Here is a 20,614-nt window from a genome sequence, read left to right as displayed (position 1 = left end):
TGATGACAGAAAAAAAAATCAGAGCAAAAGAAAGAGATGCAATTATTCAATCCCTGAAAGCAGGTGTTACCCCGAAAATCGGTATTCAGTATATACAGGTGGGAAGAGTTAATGAATTAAAAGCCATGATACAAGATATCCAGCGTATAGAAGATGGAGGAGCTGCTTTCAGGCTGATTATTGGTGACTATGGTTCAGGCAAAACTTTTTTTATGAGTGTAGTAAGAGCAATTGCACTGGAACGGAAATTTGTAACATTACATGCAGATTTATCTCCAGACAGACGCCTGCATGCTACTGGTGGTCAGGCCAAAAATCTCTACTCAGAATTAATGAAAAATATGTCTACACGTAATAAACCTGATGGAAACGCCCTGACCAGTGTTGTAGAAAAATTCATTACCCAAGTTCAGAAAGAAGCAGAAAGCAACGACTACAGTGTAGAGAAAGTTATTCATAAAAGACTCACAGCCATATCTGAAATGGTTGGAGGTTATGATTTTGCCAAAGTTATTGAAATATATTGGAAAGCAAGCGAAGAGGATAATGAACATTTAAAAGCTTGTGCGATTAAATGGTTAAGAGCAGAATACAGCACCAAAACCGATGCCCGCAATGATTTAGGGGTGAGGACCATTATTTCCGACGCTTTTTTTTACGATGCTTTAAAAATAATGAGTCTATTTGTACGACAGGCTGGTTATAGCGGATTATTGGTTAATCTGGACGAAATGGTAAATTTATATAAGCTAAGCAATACACAGGCCAGAAAATCTAATTATGAGCAAATACTACGCATATTAAATGATTGCTTACAGGGAAATGCTGAATATATTGGCTTCTTATTAGGTGGAACACCTGAATTTCTGCTTGATCCTTACAAAGGCTTATATAGTTATGAAGCATTGCAAACAAGACTTGCAGAAAATAATTTTGCTAAACAAGCAGACGTAATCGATTACTCATCCCCAGCATTACATTTAGCCTGTCTTTCCCCTGAAGAATTATATATTTTACTAAAAAATCTTCGGCATATTTATGCCTCAGGAGACAGTACTAAATACCTTGTCCCAGATGATTCTTTAACGGCATTTCTGATTCATTGTAACCAAACCATCGGAGAAGCCTATTTCAAAACGCCACGTAACACTATTAAGGCATTTTTGGATATGCTTACCGTTATAGAACAACATCCAGAGATTTCATGGCAGCAACTACTTGAATCACTCAAAATAGAAGAAGAAAAAAACTCTGATATGGAAATAGAAATTGAAAATGATGATAATCTGACAGATTTCAGACTGTAATGCAAAGCTATCATTTACTAAACCAAAAAGTAAAGAAGTGGATTTACCAGCAAGGTTGGAATAGCCTGCGAGAAATTCAGCAACTTGCTATTGCTCCGATACTTGCTGGAAAAACCGATGTACTAATTAGTGCCTCAACAGCTGCAGGCAAAACAGAAGCTGCATTTTTGCCTGCCTGTAGTAAATGCATGGAAATACAAAATGGAGTAAGTATCTTATATATCAGTCCATTAAAGGCATTGATTAATGACCAGTATCGTCGCCTTTATAGTCTGACGAAAGTGCTGTCGATGCAACTTACCCCATGGCACGGAGATATTCCTGCAAACCAGAAAACTAAATTTAAAAAATCTCCCTCTGGTATTCTGCTAATTACACCAGAATCGTTAGAATCAATGCTTCTCAATGATTCTGGCTGGTTCCGAAAAGCTTTTCAGTCATTGCAATATATCATTATTGATGAATTTCATGCTTTTATCGGTCAAGAAAGAGGCATACAATTATTATCATTGCTAACTCGTACTGAACACCTTATAGGCAAGCTAAAAACACCAGTTCCACGCATTGCCTTAAGTGCTACATTAGGCGATTTAAACAGTGTTCCTCTGTCGCTACGACCAAATCAAAGACTCCATTGCCAGATAATTCGCGAAACCCATGCTCATTCTTCACTTAAATTACAAGTACGTGGCTATATTGATCAATCTAAACAGGATGAGATAGAAAATCGTTTTTCTAAAACTACTAATACTGTTACAGATCAAATTTGTCAGGACATATTTCGCTTTTGCCGCGGTAGTAACAATCTTGTTTTTGTTAATAGCCGACCAAAGTGTGAAAAAATTGCTGTTTGCCTGAGTGATATGTGTGAGCAAAAAAATCTGCCGAATGAATTTTTCCCGCATCATGGCTCTTTAGCAAAATCATTTCGGGAATCCTTAGAACAACGTTTACAGAAAAGTTCACTTCCTACTACTGCAATTTGCACCATGACTCTTGAATTAGGAATTGATATTGGTAAAGTTAATTCGGTTATACAAATAGGTAGCCCGCATTCAGTTTCTAGTTTGCGACAGCGGGTAGGACGAAGTGGCAGACGTGGCAATTCATCAATATTACGGATGTTAATAGCTGGAACAAAAAAAACAGAAACATCTAATTTTATCGATTTATTACATCTGGAATTAATTCAAGCTTTAGCGATGGTACGTCTGTTAATCAGCAGTAACTGGTTTGAACCAGTCGATAACGGCTTGCTTCATTTCTCAACACTTTTGCATCAAATTTTGTCTGTACTTGCTCAATGGGGTGGTATCCGGATAGAACAGCTTTACCAATTATTATGCAAGGAAGGACCTTTTCAAAACGTTACCACATCTCAGTTTAAAAGTTTACTCAGACATATGGGTTCAGAGCAATTAATTGGCCAGGCACACAACGATATTCTGATTTTAGGCGTAAATGGTGAAAAACTTGTTAACCATTATACTTTTTATAGTGTCTTCCAAACTCCGCTTGAGTATCGGGTAATAACCAAAAACAAAACGCTAGGATCTATACCTGTCACGAATATACTCATAAAAGGACAAAATATCATTTTTGCTGGCCAGCGCTGGCAAATAATCAGCATTGATATTTCAGATAAAATCATTTTAGTTGATAAAACAAAAGGAGGAGTTCCTCCGACATTTCAAAATAATAGTTTAAATATTCATGAAACTATCCGTAAGGAAATGTATCAAATATTATGTGATGAAGATTTCAGGATATCAGCTGCAAACGGGAAAGCAGATTTTACCGATAATAATGCTAAAAACCTGTTTATTGAAAGCTGTCGTTTTTTTAAATATTTTAAACTTTCTACAGAAAGATTAATCCAGTACGATAACACAGTGTATATATTAACGTGGGAAGGAGACAAACTTATTAATACTCTCTTTGCCCTTTTACATCGGAAAGATCTGACCCTAGCGATAAATAATGGAATAATTTTAGTATATGATAAATCAATTGAAGATGTAGAAAAAATATTAAAACAACTTGCTGAAGAAGATTTTGGTGAAGATTGGGCACTTGCACAACTTGTTCCAGAACAAAAACAGGAAAAATTTGACTCTTATCTTCCTAAACATTTGTTATTAATGAAATATGCCCGTCAGGCTTTTGATCTACAAGCAACAAAAAAATGGTTACAGCAATTTGCTCATACAAAACCAGAAATTACTAAAACATAATATTCATATAATAATTATTTTCAAATCAATAATTAAAGTTATTTTTCCGGCACGATGCGAATAAATCCAGCTGAGTTTGGTATTCACTGGTTTTCACATCCATTAGTCCCAATACTGAATGAAAAATATTATCATGTGAAAATTCTTGCTGATGCGCATGCCGGCGTAAGCAGTTCATATCCAGATTACTGATTTCGGCAAAATCATGGTTTGCCCAGAACAGCATAGGTACACGGGTTTGCTCTTCCGGTGCAATGGCATAGGGTGTTGCATGCAGATATATACCGTTTTCACCCAAAGATTCTCCATGATCAGAAAAATACCACATCGCACTGGCCAGACCGGATTCATTTTGTAATAACTTAATTATTTCTGCCAGTATATGGTCTGTATACAGCACCGTATTATCATATGTATTACGCAATTGCTCCCTTGTACATTGCTGAATCTGATTCGTATCACACGTCGGTGTAAAGCGCCGGAATGCCTCAGGATAACGCTGATAATAAGCGGGACCATGACTACCCATTGTATGCAATACCAGTACAGCATCATTAGGCATATTAGTAATCATACCGTGTAAATTAATTAACAGGCTTTCATCCAGACAACCATCACTATTACATTTCAAATTCGGAGCCCAGTCCCGCACATCCAGATGACGGATACGGTCACATACACCTTTACACCCGCCATCATTATCACGCCAGCTTACTGCAACTCCTGAACGTTGCAAAACATCCAGCAGCCCTTCCTGATGTTTTGCCAGATTAGCCTGATAATGCTGGCGTGGCATATTCGAGAAAAGGCAGGGTAAAGACACAGCAGTTGCTGTACCACACGAACTAACATGAGGGAAATTGACAACCTGATTAGCCATAGCAGCAAGCTCTGGCGTAGTCTGACGCTGATAACCATTCAATCCCCAATTCTGAGCGCGCGTGGTTTCACCTATCACCAGTATCAATAACCGTTTATTCCCATGACGCTGATGACTGGCATCCATTCCTATGCGTTGCAAAGGCTGATGAGCATCATATGTGTTATAAGCTGTTTTTACTGCTGCTCCGACAAAATTAGTGGGCACTATTAAATGATTCACAGTTTTATTATTTCGGAAAAAAGAAATATAACTGCCATACGCAAGCAGAATAACTGTAAAAACCGTAATCAAAGAAGCAATTATGACAACAATTCGTTTGCCGAATTCACGATACCATGGTTTTGTATAGTGAATATTAACACCCCAGCAATACCACTGCGCCGGCAATAAGCCGGTAATGCCCAGCCACATCCAGAATTGAGGTGTCAGCCAGGCACCGGCTTCACCTATATTAGTTTGCATAATGTTTTGCAGCATATTGGCATCAAAATAAATATGCTGCATCATCACTGCATAGCTTACAGCTGAACCCAGCAACAGAAGCAATGGCACCATCAACCAGTGTAAATATGGCCAGAATAACAACTGCATACAAAAATTCATTGCTGCCAGCATCAGAACAGGCACGGTAAACCAGAAAATAACATTATTTTTCAGGGTTACATGCTGAAACAGATAGCTCCAGAAACCTATATTAAAGATCAATAAGATATAAATACTGAGCAATAATATGGCCCGATTGCTGCTTAATACCCATTTCGACTGCATCATCAGCCTCTGTTAACTAAACAGCGGCAAGTGTAAAAAAACAGCCTTAAGTGAAGCTTAAGGTAAACCATGCCAATAAGCGGCGTCATTGTGGTACGGTAATTAATATGTCTGCAAAGTACTAATTTGTACTTATCAGGAGCCCGAAATGAGCCAGTCATGGCATGATGAACAACATTTTTCTAATCGTAACAATTGGTTACGCGCAAGCGTTCTTGGCGCTAACGATGGACTGATTTCCACTGCCAGCCTGCTAATGGGGATGGCAGCAGCCGATCCGGATCAGCATACCTTGCTTATATCCGGTATTGCAGCGCTTGTTTCAGGTGCCGCCTCTATGGCTGCGGGAGAATATGTTTCCGTTTCCAGCCAGCGCGATACAGAAGCAGCTGATTTACGCAAAGAACTGGACTCACTTATCCGATATCCGGAAATAGAACTGGAAGAACTGGCTAATATTTATCGTCAGCGTGGTTTAAACAAAACACTTGCACAACAGGTTGCCGAAGCGCTAACCAAACATAATGCCCTTGAAGCCCACGCCCGTGAGGAAATCGGTATCACCGAAGTCAGTAAAGCCAATCCGCTTCAGGCAGCTTTGGCTTCCGCACTGTCTTTTGCTTGCGGTGCTTTGTTACCAGTATTACTATCTCTGTTAAGTTCTACCGTATGGCTGATGAGCATACTGTCTGTTACCACTATAGCCGGTCTTGGTATTCTGGGCTGCATATCAGCACATCTGGGCGGAGCTCCCAAACGTCCGGCTGTAATCCGAATAGTCATATTAGGTGCACTTGCACTGGCCTTTACCAGCATGATAGGTCGGATTATTGGTATCATTATATGAAAAAATATGCGTATACTGATTCTTGAAGATGACAGAGACATTGCTGACGGCCTCACTGCCGGTCTGAGCCAGCATGGTATGGCTTGTGATATTTTTGCATCCGGCCGCCTTGGAGAACAGGCATTAAGTGTAGCACCATACGATGCTGTAATACTTGATTTAAGTCTGGCGGAAAGAGATGGTATGGACGTTTTAAGCCATTGGCGCAGCAAGAATCTCAGCACACCAGTTTTGATTCTCACCGCCCGCGATGCCCTGCCCGACAGACTTGCCGGTCTGAATGCCGGTGCTGATGATTATTTATGTAAACCTTTTGCGCTTGATGAAGTGATTGCACGTTTGCATGCGCTTATTCGTCGCAGTCAGGGCATCAGTCAGACCGAAATTAACTTCGGGCAGCTGAGTCTGAAACTTAACTCCTGTCATGCCTGCCTGTATGGCAAACCACTTAATCTTACCCAGCGTGAATGGCTGTTATTACAGCTACTCGTCACTCATCCGCAACATGTTTTCAGCCGTGCTCAAATCGAAGATAAACTGTATAGCTGGGAACAGGAAGTCGAGAGCAATGCCATAGAAGTACACGTGCATCATTTACGTAAAAAAATCAGCACAACCATTATTCGTACCCGGCGCGGACTGGGCTATCAGCTCGGAGAGGCACCTTGAAGCCAACCACTGCTATCAGCCGGCGCTTAATTATCTATCTTGGTATCACCCTGCCACTTCTGTGGATTCTGACAGCCATCATTAGCGCAGTGGCGGTAATGCATGAAATCAATGAAGCCGGTGATACACAGATGAGTCAGCTGGCACAGCGATTATTACACACACCGATCAACCTCAATTCCAGCCAATATTCCGCTTTGCCATCTATCCCAAAACCACAGCGCGGACTTATTGATGCCAAAGAATCCGGATACGCCATCTGGTATAAAGGTAAACTGATTAATGCCGATGAAACAGGCCAGTCTATTCCCTATCAACCGGATTATCAGGGATTTATTAATCAGGGATACTGGTGGCAAAGCCATGCATGGCGTATTTTTTATTTGAACAGTCCTCAGCAGCAACTCAAAGTAGCCGTATCATTCAGTATGCACGAACGTTTGCAAACTGTATTGCGTGCAGTATGGTCTCAACTGGCAGTATCTATACTTGCTCTGCCGCTTTTACTATGGCTGATTGCATGGAGCGTACGCCGTGGTACACAGCCACTTCAGACACTGGCACAAACTCTGTACCATAGAGAACCGCACAGTATTACACCTCTTTCTAATATTGCACCTACCGAAATTCTTCCTATTATCAATGCATTGAATGATTTATTTCAGCGTATAGAACAATCTCGTGCACGTGAACTGCGCTTCACAGCTGATGCAGCACATGAACTGCGCAGCCCGTTAGCCGCACTTAAAGTACAAACAGAAGTGCTGGCACTTACTAGTCTGAACGATGCTCAGCAACAGCGTGTACGCAGCATTGAACACAGCATCGACCGCACTACCCGTCTGGTCGATCAGCTTCTTACTCTTTCCCGTCTTGATCCACTTACCGAGTTACCCCATACCGAAGCAGTTAACTGGACAGATATTACCAATGACGCTATAGAGAGTGTCTGCTTGCTGGCACGTGAACGCCACTGTCGTATCCTGCGGCAATTTAATACTGATGCGGCGACAGTATTACCTATTTGCGGTGACCATACCCTGCTGACTATTCTTATCCGTAATCTGCTTGATAATGCCATTCGCTATAGCCCTGAACACAGTATTATTAATTTAACCCTAAACACAAACTCTATCAGCATTACTAATCCCTGTAATGATATTGCCTCGGAAAACCTGAAACGTCTGCGTGAACGCTTTTTCCGGCCGGCTGGGCAAGAAAGCAGTGGCAGTGGCTTGGGACTGTCTATTGTTGATGGTATTGCCCAGCTGCACTGGCTGCAAATGGAATTAGATATAGTAAAGATTAAAAAATATAAAAATGAAACTATTAATTTCCAGGTTAAACTGCAACAAAAAGCATCATAATACAATAATAATATTAACTGAGATTTGTTTGTGAGATGGTGGGGCTTTTAGCTAATGTTCGCACTATTCTCTCAGCAACAGGCTTGTTAATCGGCGCCCAAAATTTATATAAACGAACCAAATTTTATGTTAGGCGATTTTATTCACTCGACCAAAGAAAATATAGGCAATAACAGCAATAACACCAAATACAAGAGATACAAAAAACATTACATGGTAAGCATTGTTTACTGAAATTAATTGAGCTTGCGTCAGGTAGATAAGTATTCCTGATAATACTCCCCCAAATGCACCGCCAATCTGCTGTACAACACGCGTGACAGCACTCGTGTCCTTGATTTGATTTTTATCACAAAACTCGAATGGAGAAGAGAGAACAGCAATCGTGGCGATGCCTAATCCGGAGCCTCGGACAGTAAAACCGATGATTTCAGAGGCGTTCCCACCAACTTGAATAATTAATATACTGATTGCTGATATTATTAATCCTACACCAATAATTAGAAATGAATTTATCTCACTTAGAGATTTATAAATAAATTTTCTAGCCAACCAGGCACCTACACCTTGCAGGGCAAGCAGCATACCAATATATGTAATAGATACATTATCCTTTATTGCTTGTATTAAAGGAAAAAAAATCATAAAACCAAAAAAGATAAGCGATGTCAGAAACCCCATCATTATTGACATTGAGTATTTAGAGCTATTAAATGCACTTAAATCGATCAGTTTACTGTCTGACTTGTTATTAATAATAAGCGAAACCATCATCAAACCAATACCTAAAACCAGCATAATAATATTAGAAATATCAAAAAAATGCCCAGATGCGATATTTTTAATAGAGATAAAAAATAGAATTAAAGAAATTAAAAATGTCAAAAATACATAAATATTCATATTGTATTTAGACGTTTTAATATCAGGTATTTTCGTCCAGCCAAAGAAAAAAGCCAAAAGCACTAAAGGTATATTGATAAAAAAAGCTATTCTCCAATTTAACTGTTCTGATATGATTGCTCCAAAAACTGGTCCTAGTGCAGGGGCAAAGACTGACGGAATAGCAATCAATGCCATAACCGGCTTTAGTCCTTCCTTACCAAAATAAGTCGCTATTGTGGATTGAGTAATTGGAATTAATATTCCTGCACCAAAACCTTGCAGACATCTAAACAGAATCAAAGACACCAGATTATATGAAAATCCAACTAATATAGAACCTACAAGAAAAACAAAAATTGAGCATATCCATGCTTTCTTGAGTCCAAAATTTTCATGTATATAAGGAGATAGTAATATACCCGTAGAACAGGCCAGCATATATACAGTAACAGCCCATTGTATATAAGCATAAGAGGCATTAATGTCATTCGAAATTGAGGATAAAATAACATTAACAACGCTGCTATCCAGTAATGGCAATATACTAGATAGCGTCATAGCAAACACTAACTTTCTTTCTGCGACCGTCAGCTCAACTGAATGTGCCATGTCAAACTCTCTCTAGAGATTAATAAATTTGAAAATAACCAATAAATTTGTATAAAAAACTATTATTTTGCATATCTACAACTTATCTATTTATTGCTAACTTGTTATCTTCAATACAATTAAGAGGCTTCAGGATAGACAGTAGAATAGAGTTTTACTAACCAATTTAAGCCACAAAATATCCCATCGGGGCCATATAAATGAATACTCCGCTCATTTCTCCACAGATCGCTTCTTCTGATAGCGAACCAATGATCATATCGACAGTCAGCCACTCTTCACAAAGAGTGACACAACGCCATGGTCATGCGAGAGGACAATTACTCGGCACATTACAAGGTTTAATTTCAATTGAAGCAGAAAATTGTCAATGGGTAGTGCCCGCAACTCATGGTGTCTGGATACCTCCGAATGTACAGCATAGTCTTCTTGGATCACATGGACCATTCGAAGGATGGAGCATCTATATACAAAAAAACGCCTGTACTAAACTACCTGTCAAACCATGCGTTTTAGAATTATCTGACTTACTGCGTGAAGCAATTACACGAACCATGTCATGGCATAATTCAGAACTGGAACCGGAACAGAAGCGATTAATTGCCGTAATCCTTGATGAGATTAGAACAATGCCTCAAGTTGAGCTAGCACTTCCAATGCCAAAAGATATGCGTCTGTTAAAAATCGCTTTAGCTTTGTGTGATAATCCTGGTGATGATAGAAAAATTAACGACTGGGGCATATGGGCTGGCATTTCCCGACGCTCATTAACACGTCGGTTTACAAATGAAACCGGATTTAATTTCACAGAATGGCGTCAGAAACTGCGCATGTTAAAAGCATTAGAATTGCTTGCTGCCGGAAAACCTGTCACAGAAATATCTTTATATTTAGGTTATGACAATATTAGCGGGTTTATTTCTATTTTCCGACGAAATTTCGGGATCACACCGGGAAACTACCAAAAAGCCATGAGAAACCGTCTTTCATATCAAGACTTCACTCACACTACATTGCCTGGTTAAATACAACACAACATAAACCTTATTTTTTAACCATGTAGCGAGTTTTTCGCTAATATACTCGGGCTTATTATCACAGCGTAACAATTTAAGTTGCCCTCTCCATTCAACGACCTGATTTATCGACTATATGACCTGCTCTGTGGGCAAAGATAAGTTCGCTTCTATAGTTAAACCTTCTGGATTAAAATCATCAATCACATTAAATAATGGGCAGCGCCGGCCATCAGCTAACTCTTCTTGCATAAAATTCATTGACAAGATTCATAGATGTTTTGGAGAACAGCCAATAAATTGGGTTTCAATGGTCTAAGGCGTTTTTTTGTGGGACTTTATTCGTAAATTCAAAGTGTAAACTTGCTGGCACGTGAACGCCAGTGTCGTATCCCGCAGCAATTTAATACTGATGCGGCGGCAGTATTACCTATTTGCGGTGATCATACTTTGCAGACTATTTTTATTTGTAATCTGCCGGATAATGCCGTTCTCTATAGTCCTGAACGCAGTATTATTGATTTAACCCTAGACACAAACTCTATTAGCATTACTAATCCCTTTAATAATATTGTTTTAGAAAACCTGAAACGTCTGTGTGAACACTTTTCCGGCCGGCAGGGCAAAAAAGCTGTGACAGTAGCTTGGGACTGTCTATTGTTGATGGCATTGTCAAATTAACATATATTTACTATATGTAGTAAAATTATAAAATATGAAAATAATAAACTATCTATATTACGGATTAAACTAAAATATAAGGAAAAAAATTTTAATAACTATATTTATAATTTAAAAATATTTTAAAATTTATATATTTATTTTAATATTTTAGATCAATTTTAAACAAGCATATGTCCTTTTAATAATCATCAATGATGTCAACAATAAATTACTTATTAAAAAAATACATATTGGCATCACCACCCATTCTGAATACCATTTTGCATTATTTAAACATTGGTAAATTAAAGAAAACGTTAAAAGAAAAATAGAAATAATGATAATATATGTTATGTTAATAAATAATTCTTTCATAAATTCACGCCGCTCATCCAAAAGTTCTCGATATGTTTCGTCGTGTTCAGCTGGTAACGCTTTTAATTTATCAGTTAACTTCTGACATTGATCGGAAATCATTACCAGTACACTAATGAATAAAGCTGTAAAAATAGATCCTATATTAACAAATATATTTAGCATATCTCCTGATAATTTCCAACCTTTAAAAGACCATAAGAATGCACATAAGAAAGGAATTACTAAAAAGGAAAGGATATCCCATAGACTTTGTTTATTTTTACAGTCCACTAACGTTTTAACATGATCCTTTATAATACATCTCACATCCAATTTATTAGCCATAGTTATTTATAAATCCGCATTTTTATATCTTCAACAATATCTTCACAAAATTTTACTAGTTCATGATGATCAGGAACTCCATCCAGAAAGGATACATCATCTTCATCAATTAATAATTGACACCTAGTACTTTTTAAATTGCCCAAACGAAATATTTTCTTTTTTCCATTTAAGCTAAATTCTCCTGTTACCTTTGACCCAGATTCTTCCCATAATGCTACCATGTGATTTGGTGATGATTTGTTTATATCACTTGAAAATTTATTACCAAAAAGAAAATCCTTTAATGCAAATTTATTTTCTAATTTGATTTTCATAATTTGTTCATTATTACCCAAAAATTTCTGTATTTTATCAGCAACATCATCTTTAACATCCTGAAATTTTGTAATTGTAATAGAATTAGCAATAGCTTTTTCCCATACTCTATATATTTCACTGTATTGTAAAGATGCAAACTTTAATTTTCTATTTGATAGTAATTTTTGATAATGAAAATTAAAACTATCTGAAAATAGAGTTTTAATCCCTGAATTTCCGACATTTTCTAAAAGACAAATTCCTTCTTCTCTACCTTGAGGTATATAAAAATAAAAGAAATGAGCAACCATCGGAGCTTCAGTATGAGACATTTCATAAGGTTGTTTTACGCCTTTGGAATCCTTAACTTTGGCAGGTATTCCCCACTCTCCCTTATGAATATATCCATAAATAACCCGTTTTTCAGGAACAAGCACCAATTTGTCGATTCTGAATAATATTTTTTTATTTTCAATGACATAATCTTTTTTTAAAAATGAAGACAAAAATCTATTAAATAGCTTAAGAAGATCTTGTCCCATTAAATCATCTAAAGGCATGTATCTTTTGCAATCCTGTCCATTGCTAAAAAGATGACGTTTATTATTATTTTCATATTTCGAATTATAACAACTAATAAGATATGGAGATACAGAATGTTGCATAAATTTTCCTAAGAGATTTTAAAATTATTAAAAAATATGCATTATTTTAATATGAATAAGAAATTAGATGTAAATTTATCTTTTGAATATGCATTTATTTGATAAAATTTGATGCAAAAAAACACTTCGCAAACAAAAAATTTTTAAAAATTACTCTAAAAAAACACAATTATTAATTAATTAATATATTAAAATTCTAGAAAAATTCTAATTTAAAACATTATTATTATTTATACTTTAAAAATTAAAATTTTAACGAATGAATAAGCTATTTCTTTACTAGATTATTTCCATATTATATAAAAAAGCAATTACTCAAATTTTAAACTTCATCAAAATAAACAATCTTTCGATTTAGCTTATAGCAATATAAAATTCTTTAGCTTCCTTCGTAGCCTGATTGGCCTAATCAGGCTACATTTGTACTTACCTTTTCAGATAAAATTCATTTATTGTTCACGAATTACCCGGTAAGTAGGCTGATTTTCATCGATTTCGATTTTTTTCAGCTTATCACAACTAGGCGTACCAGCGAAGTCTTTAAATGGCGACTCCTGCTCATTTTTACAATTTTGTTTCAGGCGAATTTTATCAAATTGAGAAGGTTTATATGCAAAAGCATTGCTAAATGAAAAAGATAACAGTAATGTTAAAAGAATACATGTTAAATCAGTTTTCATTTTATGAATTCCTTCTCAAAGAAAATAAAATTTAACCTATACAACTTTTATTTACTATTTAAATAGTCCCAAATATAAGACAAACTTTCTCTAACTTGAAAGTTATTAGTATCACTTCCTTGATAAATGGCACGACAATTACCAAAATCAACTACTTTATTAACCATATTGCTGTTAATAAGCGCTTTAGATCCATTAGAGGCAGTAACAGTAAAAAAAGCCATATATTTCTCCTTTATAAATATATAATATTATTGTTTTGTTGTTTAAACAACAAAAATATTATAGCATAAAATATTTATTTATATAATATTTTAACTTAATTTAACATTTAATTAATTTATTATAGATATATCTTTAATCGATTCTAATTTTTATGAAATTTATTTAAATAAATTTTCATAATTTAGTTTTTCTTTTAAAAACCAAGGAGAGTAAGTTCGAAATTGACAATATAATAATTCTGATAAGGAGATATTTCTTGTAATAATTAAAACTGTTAGAATTACTTTCCAGACTTGTGAAAATGATATATGTTTATACAAGTTATAGTATCATATACACACTAACACATATTCATGCGCCTATCGTCTAGAGGCCGAGGACACTACCCTTTCACGGTAGCAACCGGGGTTCGAATCCCTGTAGGCGTGCCATTCGTTCTTACTATGAACCGCTTTTGCATTCACAATCCGTTCAGGTATATAGTTTATAACTTTTTCATCATCAAATACTTCAATACTCTCTATAAATGATTGTAATAAAATCCTTATTTTTCGTACATTCTTTATATTTGTTATGATATCCCGCAGAGCTTTAACAGCTGAATCAATTTCAATACCAGAAGGCTCGACAAAGACAGGCTCAGCAGATATTTTTCCTGTTCAATTAATAGAGCTCTTTCTCTTTCTTTTTAATTTGATATTTATTTCATAATTGAACTTACTTCATCTGAACTGTTCTCAATTGCATTTATTAACGTATCACGTTTACGCTTTACATCGTTCAGCTCATTCTTAACTAATTCAACTCGCTCTTTTTGTTCAAAATTTTTTTAAACATAAATGTTGAACATCTCTATTTGAAATTAATTAACTATATTTGACTCTATTTAATATAAAAAAATTTACTAAAACAAATTAAATTTATAATATACTTAAATAAACTACAGTTATTTAATAATTTGATTTATTTTTAGCTGTATAACCTCTATTTTGGTTCGCAAAATATTAAGGTTTTAGTTGATTAGAAATATATTGGTTTTCATTATTAACGCAATTCAATTAGACCAAACATGGATTTATAAGGTGTCAATTATGAATGAACAAACATCAAAGGATAAACCAATAGGTACTTGTCCGTATTGTGACCATGAAGTCAGAGCAAAAATTTTTGTTAAAAATAATTTAAGAAGAGATATGTGTAAATGTCCAAATTGTGAAGAAACCATTTATGTTTGCCGAAACTATGGATGTAGAAATTATGCAGTTGGAGGAGACTATTATGATGATGAGCTTTGTCCTACTTGTGCAAAAGCATTGATGGAATTTGTAGGAAAACGTGCAGGAAAATTCGCAGATATTTCAATCACTGCATTAGCAACAGCATTAGCAACAGCATTTATAAAGAAGAAGGCGTAAAAGATTAAGTAGTATATAAAAACTCAAACATGAGATTGCGTTAACACAACTCGGCTGACATATTGCTCATATTAATATTCATTGAGTTTTTTGACAACTCGACTTGTTAATTTGTGCCGGCAATTACAATCAGATAACGCAGACAAGAATCAGTCTCAAAGATCAGCATCTGGTAATGCAAACGCTGCAATGTTGTTATATGTAAATTACCGGCATAAATCAGTTTAATCTTCACAGTACCTAGCTGATTTTTTCTTTAGTATATAAAACCTACTAACTCACGGTACTTGTAACTTCTTTGCTCACCTGCTAGCCTCCTGTCAACGTGGCACCAGGTGCGGAATGCATCCGCTGTGCATTAACAATAGAAAATAAAAATTTCCCAGTCTCCAGACTGATAATGTGAATATCAAAATTTACTATAATAAAAGAGATATTATTACAACAAATATAATGAATTTAGAAATCAGAGTTAGTTGATATATTAATCTGCAATAACAGTTTATTGTGCAATGTGTTCAATTATTACTGTATTCATTTTTATAATATTCATTACATGAAAAATTATTCTCTATGAGGATATTTAAAAAAATACTAATAAAATATTTATACAATAATAACTTATATGTTTTCTATTAACATTAGATATTTTCGAGACAGCTAGTATTGAAGCTATTTTTTTTATTTTTTTAAGTATAATGGCATATAAGTATACTGTAGAATTATTTTATTTAAGTCTGTATAACTCAGAAGATATACAAAAAAAACAGCGCTTTTTATGCGCTGTTTTAATTAATTTAACTGTTATTTTTTTATTATTTGCCGTACCAAAATTGCCATAAATGAGATAAAGAGAAGTAAACCTAATAGTTCTCCAATTTTATCCCAGCCCTGCAAATTCAAAGCCAGCGGAGATTCGCCGCCACCCAGAGCAATAGATGCAACAATTACCATAGCCATTACTACACCTACGATACTTTCACCGACTATTAATCCAGCAGCCAGTAATGTACCACGACGATCTGTGGCTTTAACCTCTTTCTCCTGAATAGCTGGATCAGTATGGCGCTTTTTGATATAACGCAAACATAAATAGGATAATACTGTTCCGATAAAGATTGGCATATTGACGGAAGCCGGCAGATAAATACCCATACCCACTGCCAGCGGCGGTACACTCCAGCCCGGACGAAGATATTTGACCACCACATCAAGCACAATCAGGAATACACCCAGAAATACGCCTGCTCTGATGTATGCCCATTCCAGATTGTGAGAAAAAATCCCTTTGGCAATAGTGGTCATCAGAGTTGCCTGCGGTGCTGACAGTGCCTGAGCAGCATCCATTCCGGCACGTGGTAAGGCTCCGGTAAAACCATAAGCGTTATACAACAGTTCGAGTACTGGTGAGATTACTATCGCACCAACAATGCTGCCAATAATTAGTGCTACTTGCTGGCGCCACGGGGTAGCCTGAACCAGATGGCCGGTTTTCAAATCCTGCAGATTATCATTAGAAATAGTGGAAATGGCCATAACCACAGAAGCAGTAAATAATGCTAAAGCTGTCATAAACTGATTACCGCCAGCTTGTGCGAAAATACCGCTAGACTGACCAATCACCATGAATACCAGCGATATAATGATGATTGAAACAATACCGATACTGGATATCGGGCTGGAAGAAGAACCAATCAGACCAGCCATATAGCCACTGGCTGCAGCCACAAGAAAACCTATAATGAAGGCCATGATGGTGGCACACGCAACCAAAGCACAGGCCAGTCCGAAAGATATCGGCGCAGTGGCAATAAAGCTGTAAAAGGTAGCAACCAGAATGATCAGAGTAGCCACTACAATCAGCATCATGGTTTTAGGCGATAAATCCTGATTTACCCGCTCCTGTGTCTTGCTGGTTTGTGAATCCGATCCAAAGGCCTGAAAAGAAAGTTTCATGCCTTCAAGCATAGGTTTGAAAAGGGTAATTAATGTCCAGATTGCAGCAACAGCGATGGCTCCGGCGCCAATATAGCGGACTTTGGTTACCCAAAGTTTAATTGCAAAATCCATCATTGAAACATTTTCAGGCATTGCAGTGGTACTGGTGAAATATGGTACGGCTATTCCCCATGAAAAAAACATGCCTAGCAGTACAGCAATACCACCGGTAATACCTACCAGCCAACCGGCACCCAACAAAGCCAGTGAAAAGCCCATGGGCACCTGAAACACGGCTCCGCCTACTTTAAACCAGTAACTGGCACTTTCACTGATTACGCGTAAGCCGCCAGCCAGAAAACTGAAAATACCGGATAAAATACCACCGGTAACAATCTGTTTAACTCCGCTTTGCGGTGAATCTTCATCATTTTCCTGTGGTTGATTGTGGTCACCAGCCTTGAGTATTTCAGCAGCGGCTAAACCTTCCGGATAAGGTAAATCACTATTAACAACCAGTACATGGCGTAAAGGAATGGTGAAAATAACACCAAGAATACCGCCGGCAACGCATATCAAGGTTGTCTGCCAGAATGGAAAACCCTGCCAGTAACCAATCATTAACAAACCGGGCAGAACAAAGATAATTGAAGACAAGGTACCGGCCGCCGATGCCTGTGTTTGTACCATATTGTTTTCAAGAATATTTGAACCATTAAAGCATTTGAGTACAGCCATAGAGATTACGGCAGCAGGTATGGATGAAGCGAATGTCAGGCCAACTTTCAGCCCCAGATATACATTAGATGCAGTAAATATTACTGTGATTAATGCACCTAAGATCATGCCGCGAACGGTAAGTTCGCGATACTGATCGACCGCCGATGAGGTGGTTGAGGGGTGTTGCATGTAATAACTCCATAAAAATGCGACTTGGAATAATAGCAATAATACTAAAATTTCTGGATATTTATTTATCCTTTCACGACCGCAATTTTGGACAAAAAGTTGCATTGTACAAACTCATTTGTAATTTTTCTTTATGTTTAAAGAATTTAATGTAAATTAAGTTTTTTATTTTTATTCTTAGTTTAAATAAGATTAATTTTACTCAATTTCCGGATTCTGATTTCAGTACTTATTTTCTTTTTAATTGTTGGTTGTCAAGCCTATTGGCGATGTCTATACTGAATTTTTTTTCTGGCTGTATATTTGTTATGCTTCCTGTTCTGGTTTTACAACATTCGGATTTACATCTGTGTGATTTATCCCATTTAAACGCAATTATGCCGTCAAATCCGGAATATACATTTGATAATTCTGTGCTGCGGCTGCCGGTTAGTGTTGATTTCGAATTATCTGAATCAGCACAGACTCAGCTGATTGAGCAAAAAATTGATTTTGCTATTTTGCCTGATCAGAGTTTTGCAGACTTAGGATTAATTGTTAGTGATATGGATTCCACTTTGATTACAATTGAATGTGTGGATGAAATTGCTGCCGGAGTGGGATTACAGGCACAGGTTGCGGCCATCACCGAACGCTCAATGCGCGGTGAAATTGATTTTGAGCAATCGTTACGGGCGCGTGTAGCTTTATTGAAGGGTTTACCGGTTGAAGAATTAAAACAGGTTTATGAACATGTACTGAAACTTTCTCCGGGTGCAGAATGGCTGTTGCAGCAGTGTCAGAAACATGCAGTTAAATTCATGCTGGTTTCCGGTGGATTTACTTATTTTACTCAACGGCTACAGCAACAATACGGGCTTGATTATACTTTTGCTAATCAGCTGGTGATACAAGATAATGTTCTGAACGGAGAGCTGGCAGGCAGAATTATTGATGCTCAGGCTAAAGCTGATTTACTGGTTCAATTCAGAGAAAAACTTGGACTAAACCCAATGCAGGTACTGGCAATGGGTGACGGTGCAAATGATATTCCGATGCTACAGGCAGCCGGTTTTGGAGTTGCCTACCACGCCAAACCGAAAACACAGGCCGCAACGTCTATTAATATACGCTTTGGCGGTCTGGACGCCGTACGTAAGTGGTTTCGCTGATTGATAACCGCAGACAGCCGGCAAAACAGTGATAAAACCAGATACAAATTGAATTATAATTTAATAATAATCATTTAGTTAGTTTGCAGATGCTTTCAGGAACACATTTATGTATCCAATAACTGAACCATATCAGTCCGGATTATTGCAGGTTTCTGCAATTCATCAGATTTACTGGGAAGAAAGCGGCAATCCGGCCGGTAAACCAGTTATTTTTTTACATGGCGGGCCGGGAGCCGGAGCCTCGCCTGCATGCCGCGGTTTCTTCAATCCGCAAAAATACCGCATTATTATTATTGATCAGCGTGGATGCGGTCGTTCCCTGCCCTATGCCTGTATCGACGACAATACTACATGGGATCTGGTTGAAGATTTAGAAAAAGTTCGCAGGATGCTGCACATTGAACGCTGGCAGGTATTTGGTGGTTCATGGGGGAGCTCACTGGCACTTGCTTATGCTAAAACTTATCCGCAAAGAGTCAGTGAGCTGATACTGCGCGGTATTTTTCTGTGCCGGCCACATGAAATTACTTGGGTTTATCAGCAAGGCGCAAATCATATTTTTCCGGAAGCATGGGAGAATTATCTCGCACCGATTGCTGAAGATAAACGGCATAATTTAGTAGATGCCTATCATGAGTTGTTATGCCATCCTTATACGGATGAAACAACTCAGCTCAATGCAGCTAAAGCATGGGCCCAATGGGAAAGTAGTATTGTACATTTAGAGCATAATCAGGCTGGTATAGACGAATATAATGATCCGCAGCGTGCCTTGGCAATTGCAAGGATTGAAAATCATTATTTTGTCCATCGCTGCTGGCTGGCAAGCGAATTTGCCTTACTTGAAAATATTCAGATACTGGCTGATATTCCGATTGTCATTGTTCAGGGGCGCTATGATATGTGCACACCGATTGAAAGCGCATGGGAATTGCAGCGGGCTTTACCGCATGCCAGACTGGTAGTCACTATAGCCGGTCATTCTGGCTTTGAACCGGCAAATCAGGCTGCTCTGGTGGCTGCTACCGATGCTCTTGCCAGTTTATAACATTTATTCCGGACATTTCTTTCAGGTCTGAATATATTCAGACCTGTTTTATTATCAGAAATATGATTTTTCAATCAGCATAAATATTTAGAATTTTAATTTCTTCTCAAACAAAGTATCAATATCTTTTAAAGTTAAGCTATTAGCTCAGCTTTATTAACAACTTCAGTATTTTTACGGCTTGCATTATTTTTTCATTTTACTATCCGTGAGCTTGATTCCGGCCTGTTCTCAGAAAAACCGATAATTCCGAATTTCTTAATTATTCTGTGCTTATCGTATACAAACGCTCTGATTGGATGAATGTTATTAATAATCTGGAAATATCAT

The 20,614-nt window shown here is 37.1% G+C and carries 17 protein-coding genes and 1 tRNA gene; 11 read left to right on the top strand and 7 right to left on the bottom strand.

Annotated features, from left to right (window positions below; genetic code table 11):
* Positions 1–2 precede the first annotated feature (2 nt).
* Together SALWKB2_RS02935 and SALWKB2_RS02930 are read left to right on the top strand one after the other, a co-directional pair.
* Positions 3–1,307 carry an ATP-binding protein gene (locus SALWKB2_RS02935; protein ID WP_025330193.1) on the top strand — a complete coding sequence of 435 codons (1,305 nt, stop codon included), beginning with the start codon at positions 3–5 and terminating at the stop codon, positions 1,305–1,307.
* A complete protein-coding gene (locus SALWKB2_RS02930) occupies positions 1,307–3,541 on the top strand; it encodes a DEAD/DEAH box helicase (RefSeq protein WP_025330192.1) in 2,235 nt (744 codons plus the stop codon). The genes SALWKB2_RS02935 and SALWKB2_RS02930 overlap by 1 nt, the downstream gene beginning before the upstream one ends.
* Positions 3,542–3,566: 25 nt before the next feature.
* Here SALWKB2_RS02930 and SALWKB2_RS02925 read toward each other — a convergent pair whose 3' ends face one another.
* On the bottom strand, positions 3,567–5,195 hold the full coding sequence (locus tag SALWKB2_RS02925; protein ID WP_038648701.1) for a phosphoethanolamine transferase: 1,629 nt from the start codon (positions 5,193–5,195) through the stop codon (positions 3,567–3,569).
* A 145-nt stretch (positions 5,196–5,340) separates the two neighbouring features.
* Between SALWKB2_RS02925 and SALWKB2_RS02920 the strand changes: the two genes are divergently transcribed.
* From SALWKB2_RS02920 to SALWKB2_RS02910, 3 genes are read left to right on the top strand one after another with little or no spacing between them, the layout of a single operon-like run.
* Positions 5,341–6,039: a VIT1/CCC1 transporter family protein gene (locus tag SALWKB2_RS02920; RefSeq protein ID WP_025330190.1), complete on the top strand. Its 699-nt coding sequence runs from the start codon at positions 5,341–5,343 to the stop codon at positions 6,037–6,039.
* Between the two features lie 6 nt (positions 6,040–6,045).
* Positions 6,046–6,708: a response regulator gene (locus SALWKB2_RS02915; protein WP_025330189.1), complete on the top strand. Its 663-nt coding sequence runs from the start codon at positions 6,046–6,048 to the stop codon at positions 6,706–6,708.
* On the top strand, positions 6,705–8,075 hold the full coding sequence (locus tag SALWKB2_RS02910) for a histidine kinase dimerization/phospho-acceptor domain-containing protein (protein WP_025330188.1): 1,371 nt from the start codon (positions 6,705–6,707) through the stop codon (positions 8,073–8,075). Before SALWKB2_RS02915 ends, SALWKB2_RS02910 begins: the two co-directional genes overlap by 4 nt.
* Before the next feature lie 129 nt (positions 8,076–8,204).
* Here the strand turns inward: SALWKB2_RS02910 and SALWKB2_RS02905 are convergent, their stop codons facing one another.
* On the bottom strand, positions 8,205–9,569 hold the full coding sequence (locus SALWKB2_RS02905; protein WP_025330187.1) for an MFS transporter: 1,365 nt from the start codon (positions 9,567–9,569) through the stop codon (positions 8,205–8,207).
* A 200-nt stretch (positions 9,570–9,769) separates the two neighbouring features.
* Here SALWKB2_RS02905 and SALWKB2_RS02900 point away from each other — a divergent pair, with 200 nt between their 5' ends.
* Both SALWKB2_RS02900 and SALWKB2_RS02890 read left to right on the top strand, forming a co-directional pair.
* Positions 9,770–10,594: an AraC family transcriptional regulator gene (locus SALWKB2_RS02900; protein ID WP_025330186.1), complete on the top strand. Its 825-nt coding sequence runs from the start codon at positions 9,770–9,772 to the stop codon at positions 10,592–10,594.
* Between the two features lie 354 nt (positions 10,595–10,948).
* Positions 10,949–11,266, top strand: coding sequence for a hypothetical protein (locus tag SALWKB2_RS02890; RefSeq protein ID WP_025330185.1), 318 nt, complete (start codon positions 10,949–10,951; stop codon positions 11,264–11,266).
* A gap of 150 nt (positions 11,267–11,416) precedes the next feature.
* Here the strand turns inward: SALWKB2_RS02890 and SALWKB2_RS02885 are convergent, their stop codons facing one another.
* The 4 genes from SALWKB2_RS02885 to SALWKB2_RS12245 form a co-directional block, all read right to left on the bottom strand.
* Positions 11,417–11,950 (bottom strand): hypothetical protein, encoded by a 534-nt coding sequence (locus SALWKB2_RS02885; RefSeq protein ID WP_025330184.1) that lies wholly within the window; start codon positions 11,948–11,950, stop codon positions 11,417–11,419.
* A 2-nt stretch (positions 11,951–11,952) separates the two neighbouring features.
* Complete coding sequence (locus SALWKB2_RS02880) at positions 11,953–12,915, bottom strand: hypothetical protein (protein WP_144353282.1); 963 nt, start codon at positions 12,913–12,915, stop codon at positions 11,953–11,955.
* A 449-nt stretch (positions 12,916–13,364) separates the two neighbouring features.
* Positions 13,365–13,595, bottom strand: a complete 231-nt coding sequence (locus SALWKB2_RS02875; protein WP_025330182.1) for a hypothetical protein — start codon at positions 13,593–13,595, stop codon at positions 13,365–13,367.
* A 47-nt stretch (positions 13,596–13,642) separates the two neighbouring features.
* A complete protein-coding gene (locus tag SALWKB2_RS12245) occupies positions 13,643–13,819 on the bottom strand; it encodes a hypothetical protein (protein ID WP_157784989.1) in 177 nt (58 codons plus the stop codon).
* A gap of 356 nt (positions 13,820–14,175) precedes the next feature.
* Between SALWKB2_RS12245 and SALWKB2_RS02870 the strand changes: the two genes are divergently transcribed.
* A tRNA-Glu gene (locus SALWKB2_RS02870) sits at positions 14,176–14,251 on the top strand.
* A gap of 660 nt (positions 14,252–14,911) precedes the next feature.
* Positions 14,912–15,235 (top strand): hypothetical protein, encoded by a 324-nt coding sequence (locus tag SALWKB2_RS02865; RefSeq protein ID WP_025330181.1) that lies wholly within the window; start codon positions 14,912–14,914, stop codon positions 15,233–15,235.
* Positions 15,236–16,039: 804 nt separating this feature from the next.
* On the opposite strand, the gene SALWKB2_RS02860 is transcribed toward SALWKB2_RS02865, so the two are convergent.
* Positions 16,040–18,082: an OPT family oligopeptide transporter gene (locus SALWKB2_RS02860; protein ID WP_025330180.1), complete on the bottom strand. Its 2,043-nt coding sequence runs from the start codon at positions 18,080–18,082 to the stop codon at positions 16,040–16,042.
* Positions 18,083–18,390: 308 nt separating this feature from the next.
* Here SALWKB2_RS02860 and serB point away from each other — a divergent pair, with 308 nt between their 5' ends.
* Together serB and pip are read left to right on the top strand one after the other, a co-directional pair.
* Positions 18,391–19,233, top strand: a complete 843-nt coding sequence (gene serB, locus SALWKB2_RS02855; RefSeq protein WP_025330179.1) for a phosphoserine phosphatase SerB — start codon at positions 18,391–18,393, stop codon at positions 19,231–19,233.
* A gap of 109 nt (positions 19,234–19,342) precedes the next feature.
* Positions 19,343–20,284: a prolyl aminopeptidase gene (pip, locus tag SALWKB2_RS02850; RefSeq protein WP_025330178.1), complete on the top strand. Its 942-nt coding sequence runs from the start codon at positions 19,343–19,345 to the stop codon at positions 20,282–20,284.
* Positions 20,285–20,614 lie beyond the last annotated feature (330 nt).

Source organism: Snodgrassella alvi wkB2 (assembly GCF_000600005.1).
Classification (GTDB): Bacteria; Pseudomonadota; Gammaproteobacteria; order Burkholderiales; family Neisseriaceae; genus Snodgrassella; species Snodgrassella alvi.
The sequence above is the reverse complement of the archived record's forward strand: the minus strand, read 5'-3'. Positions and strand labels throughout refer to the sequence as shown.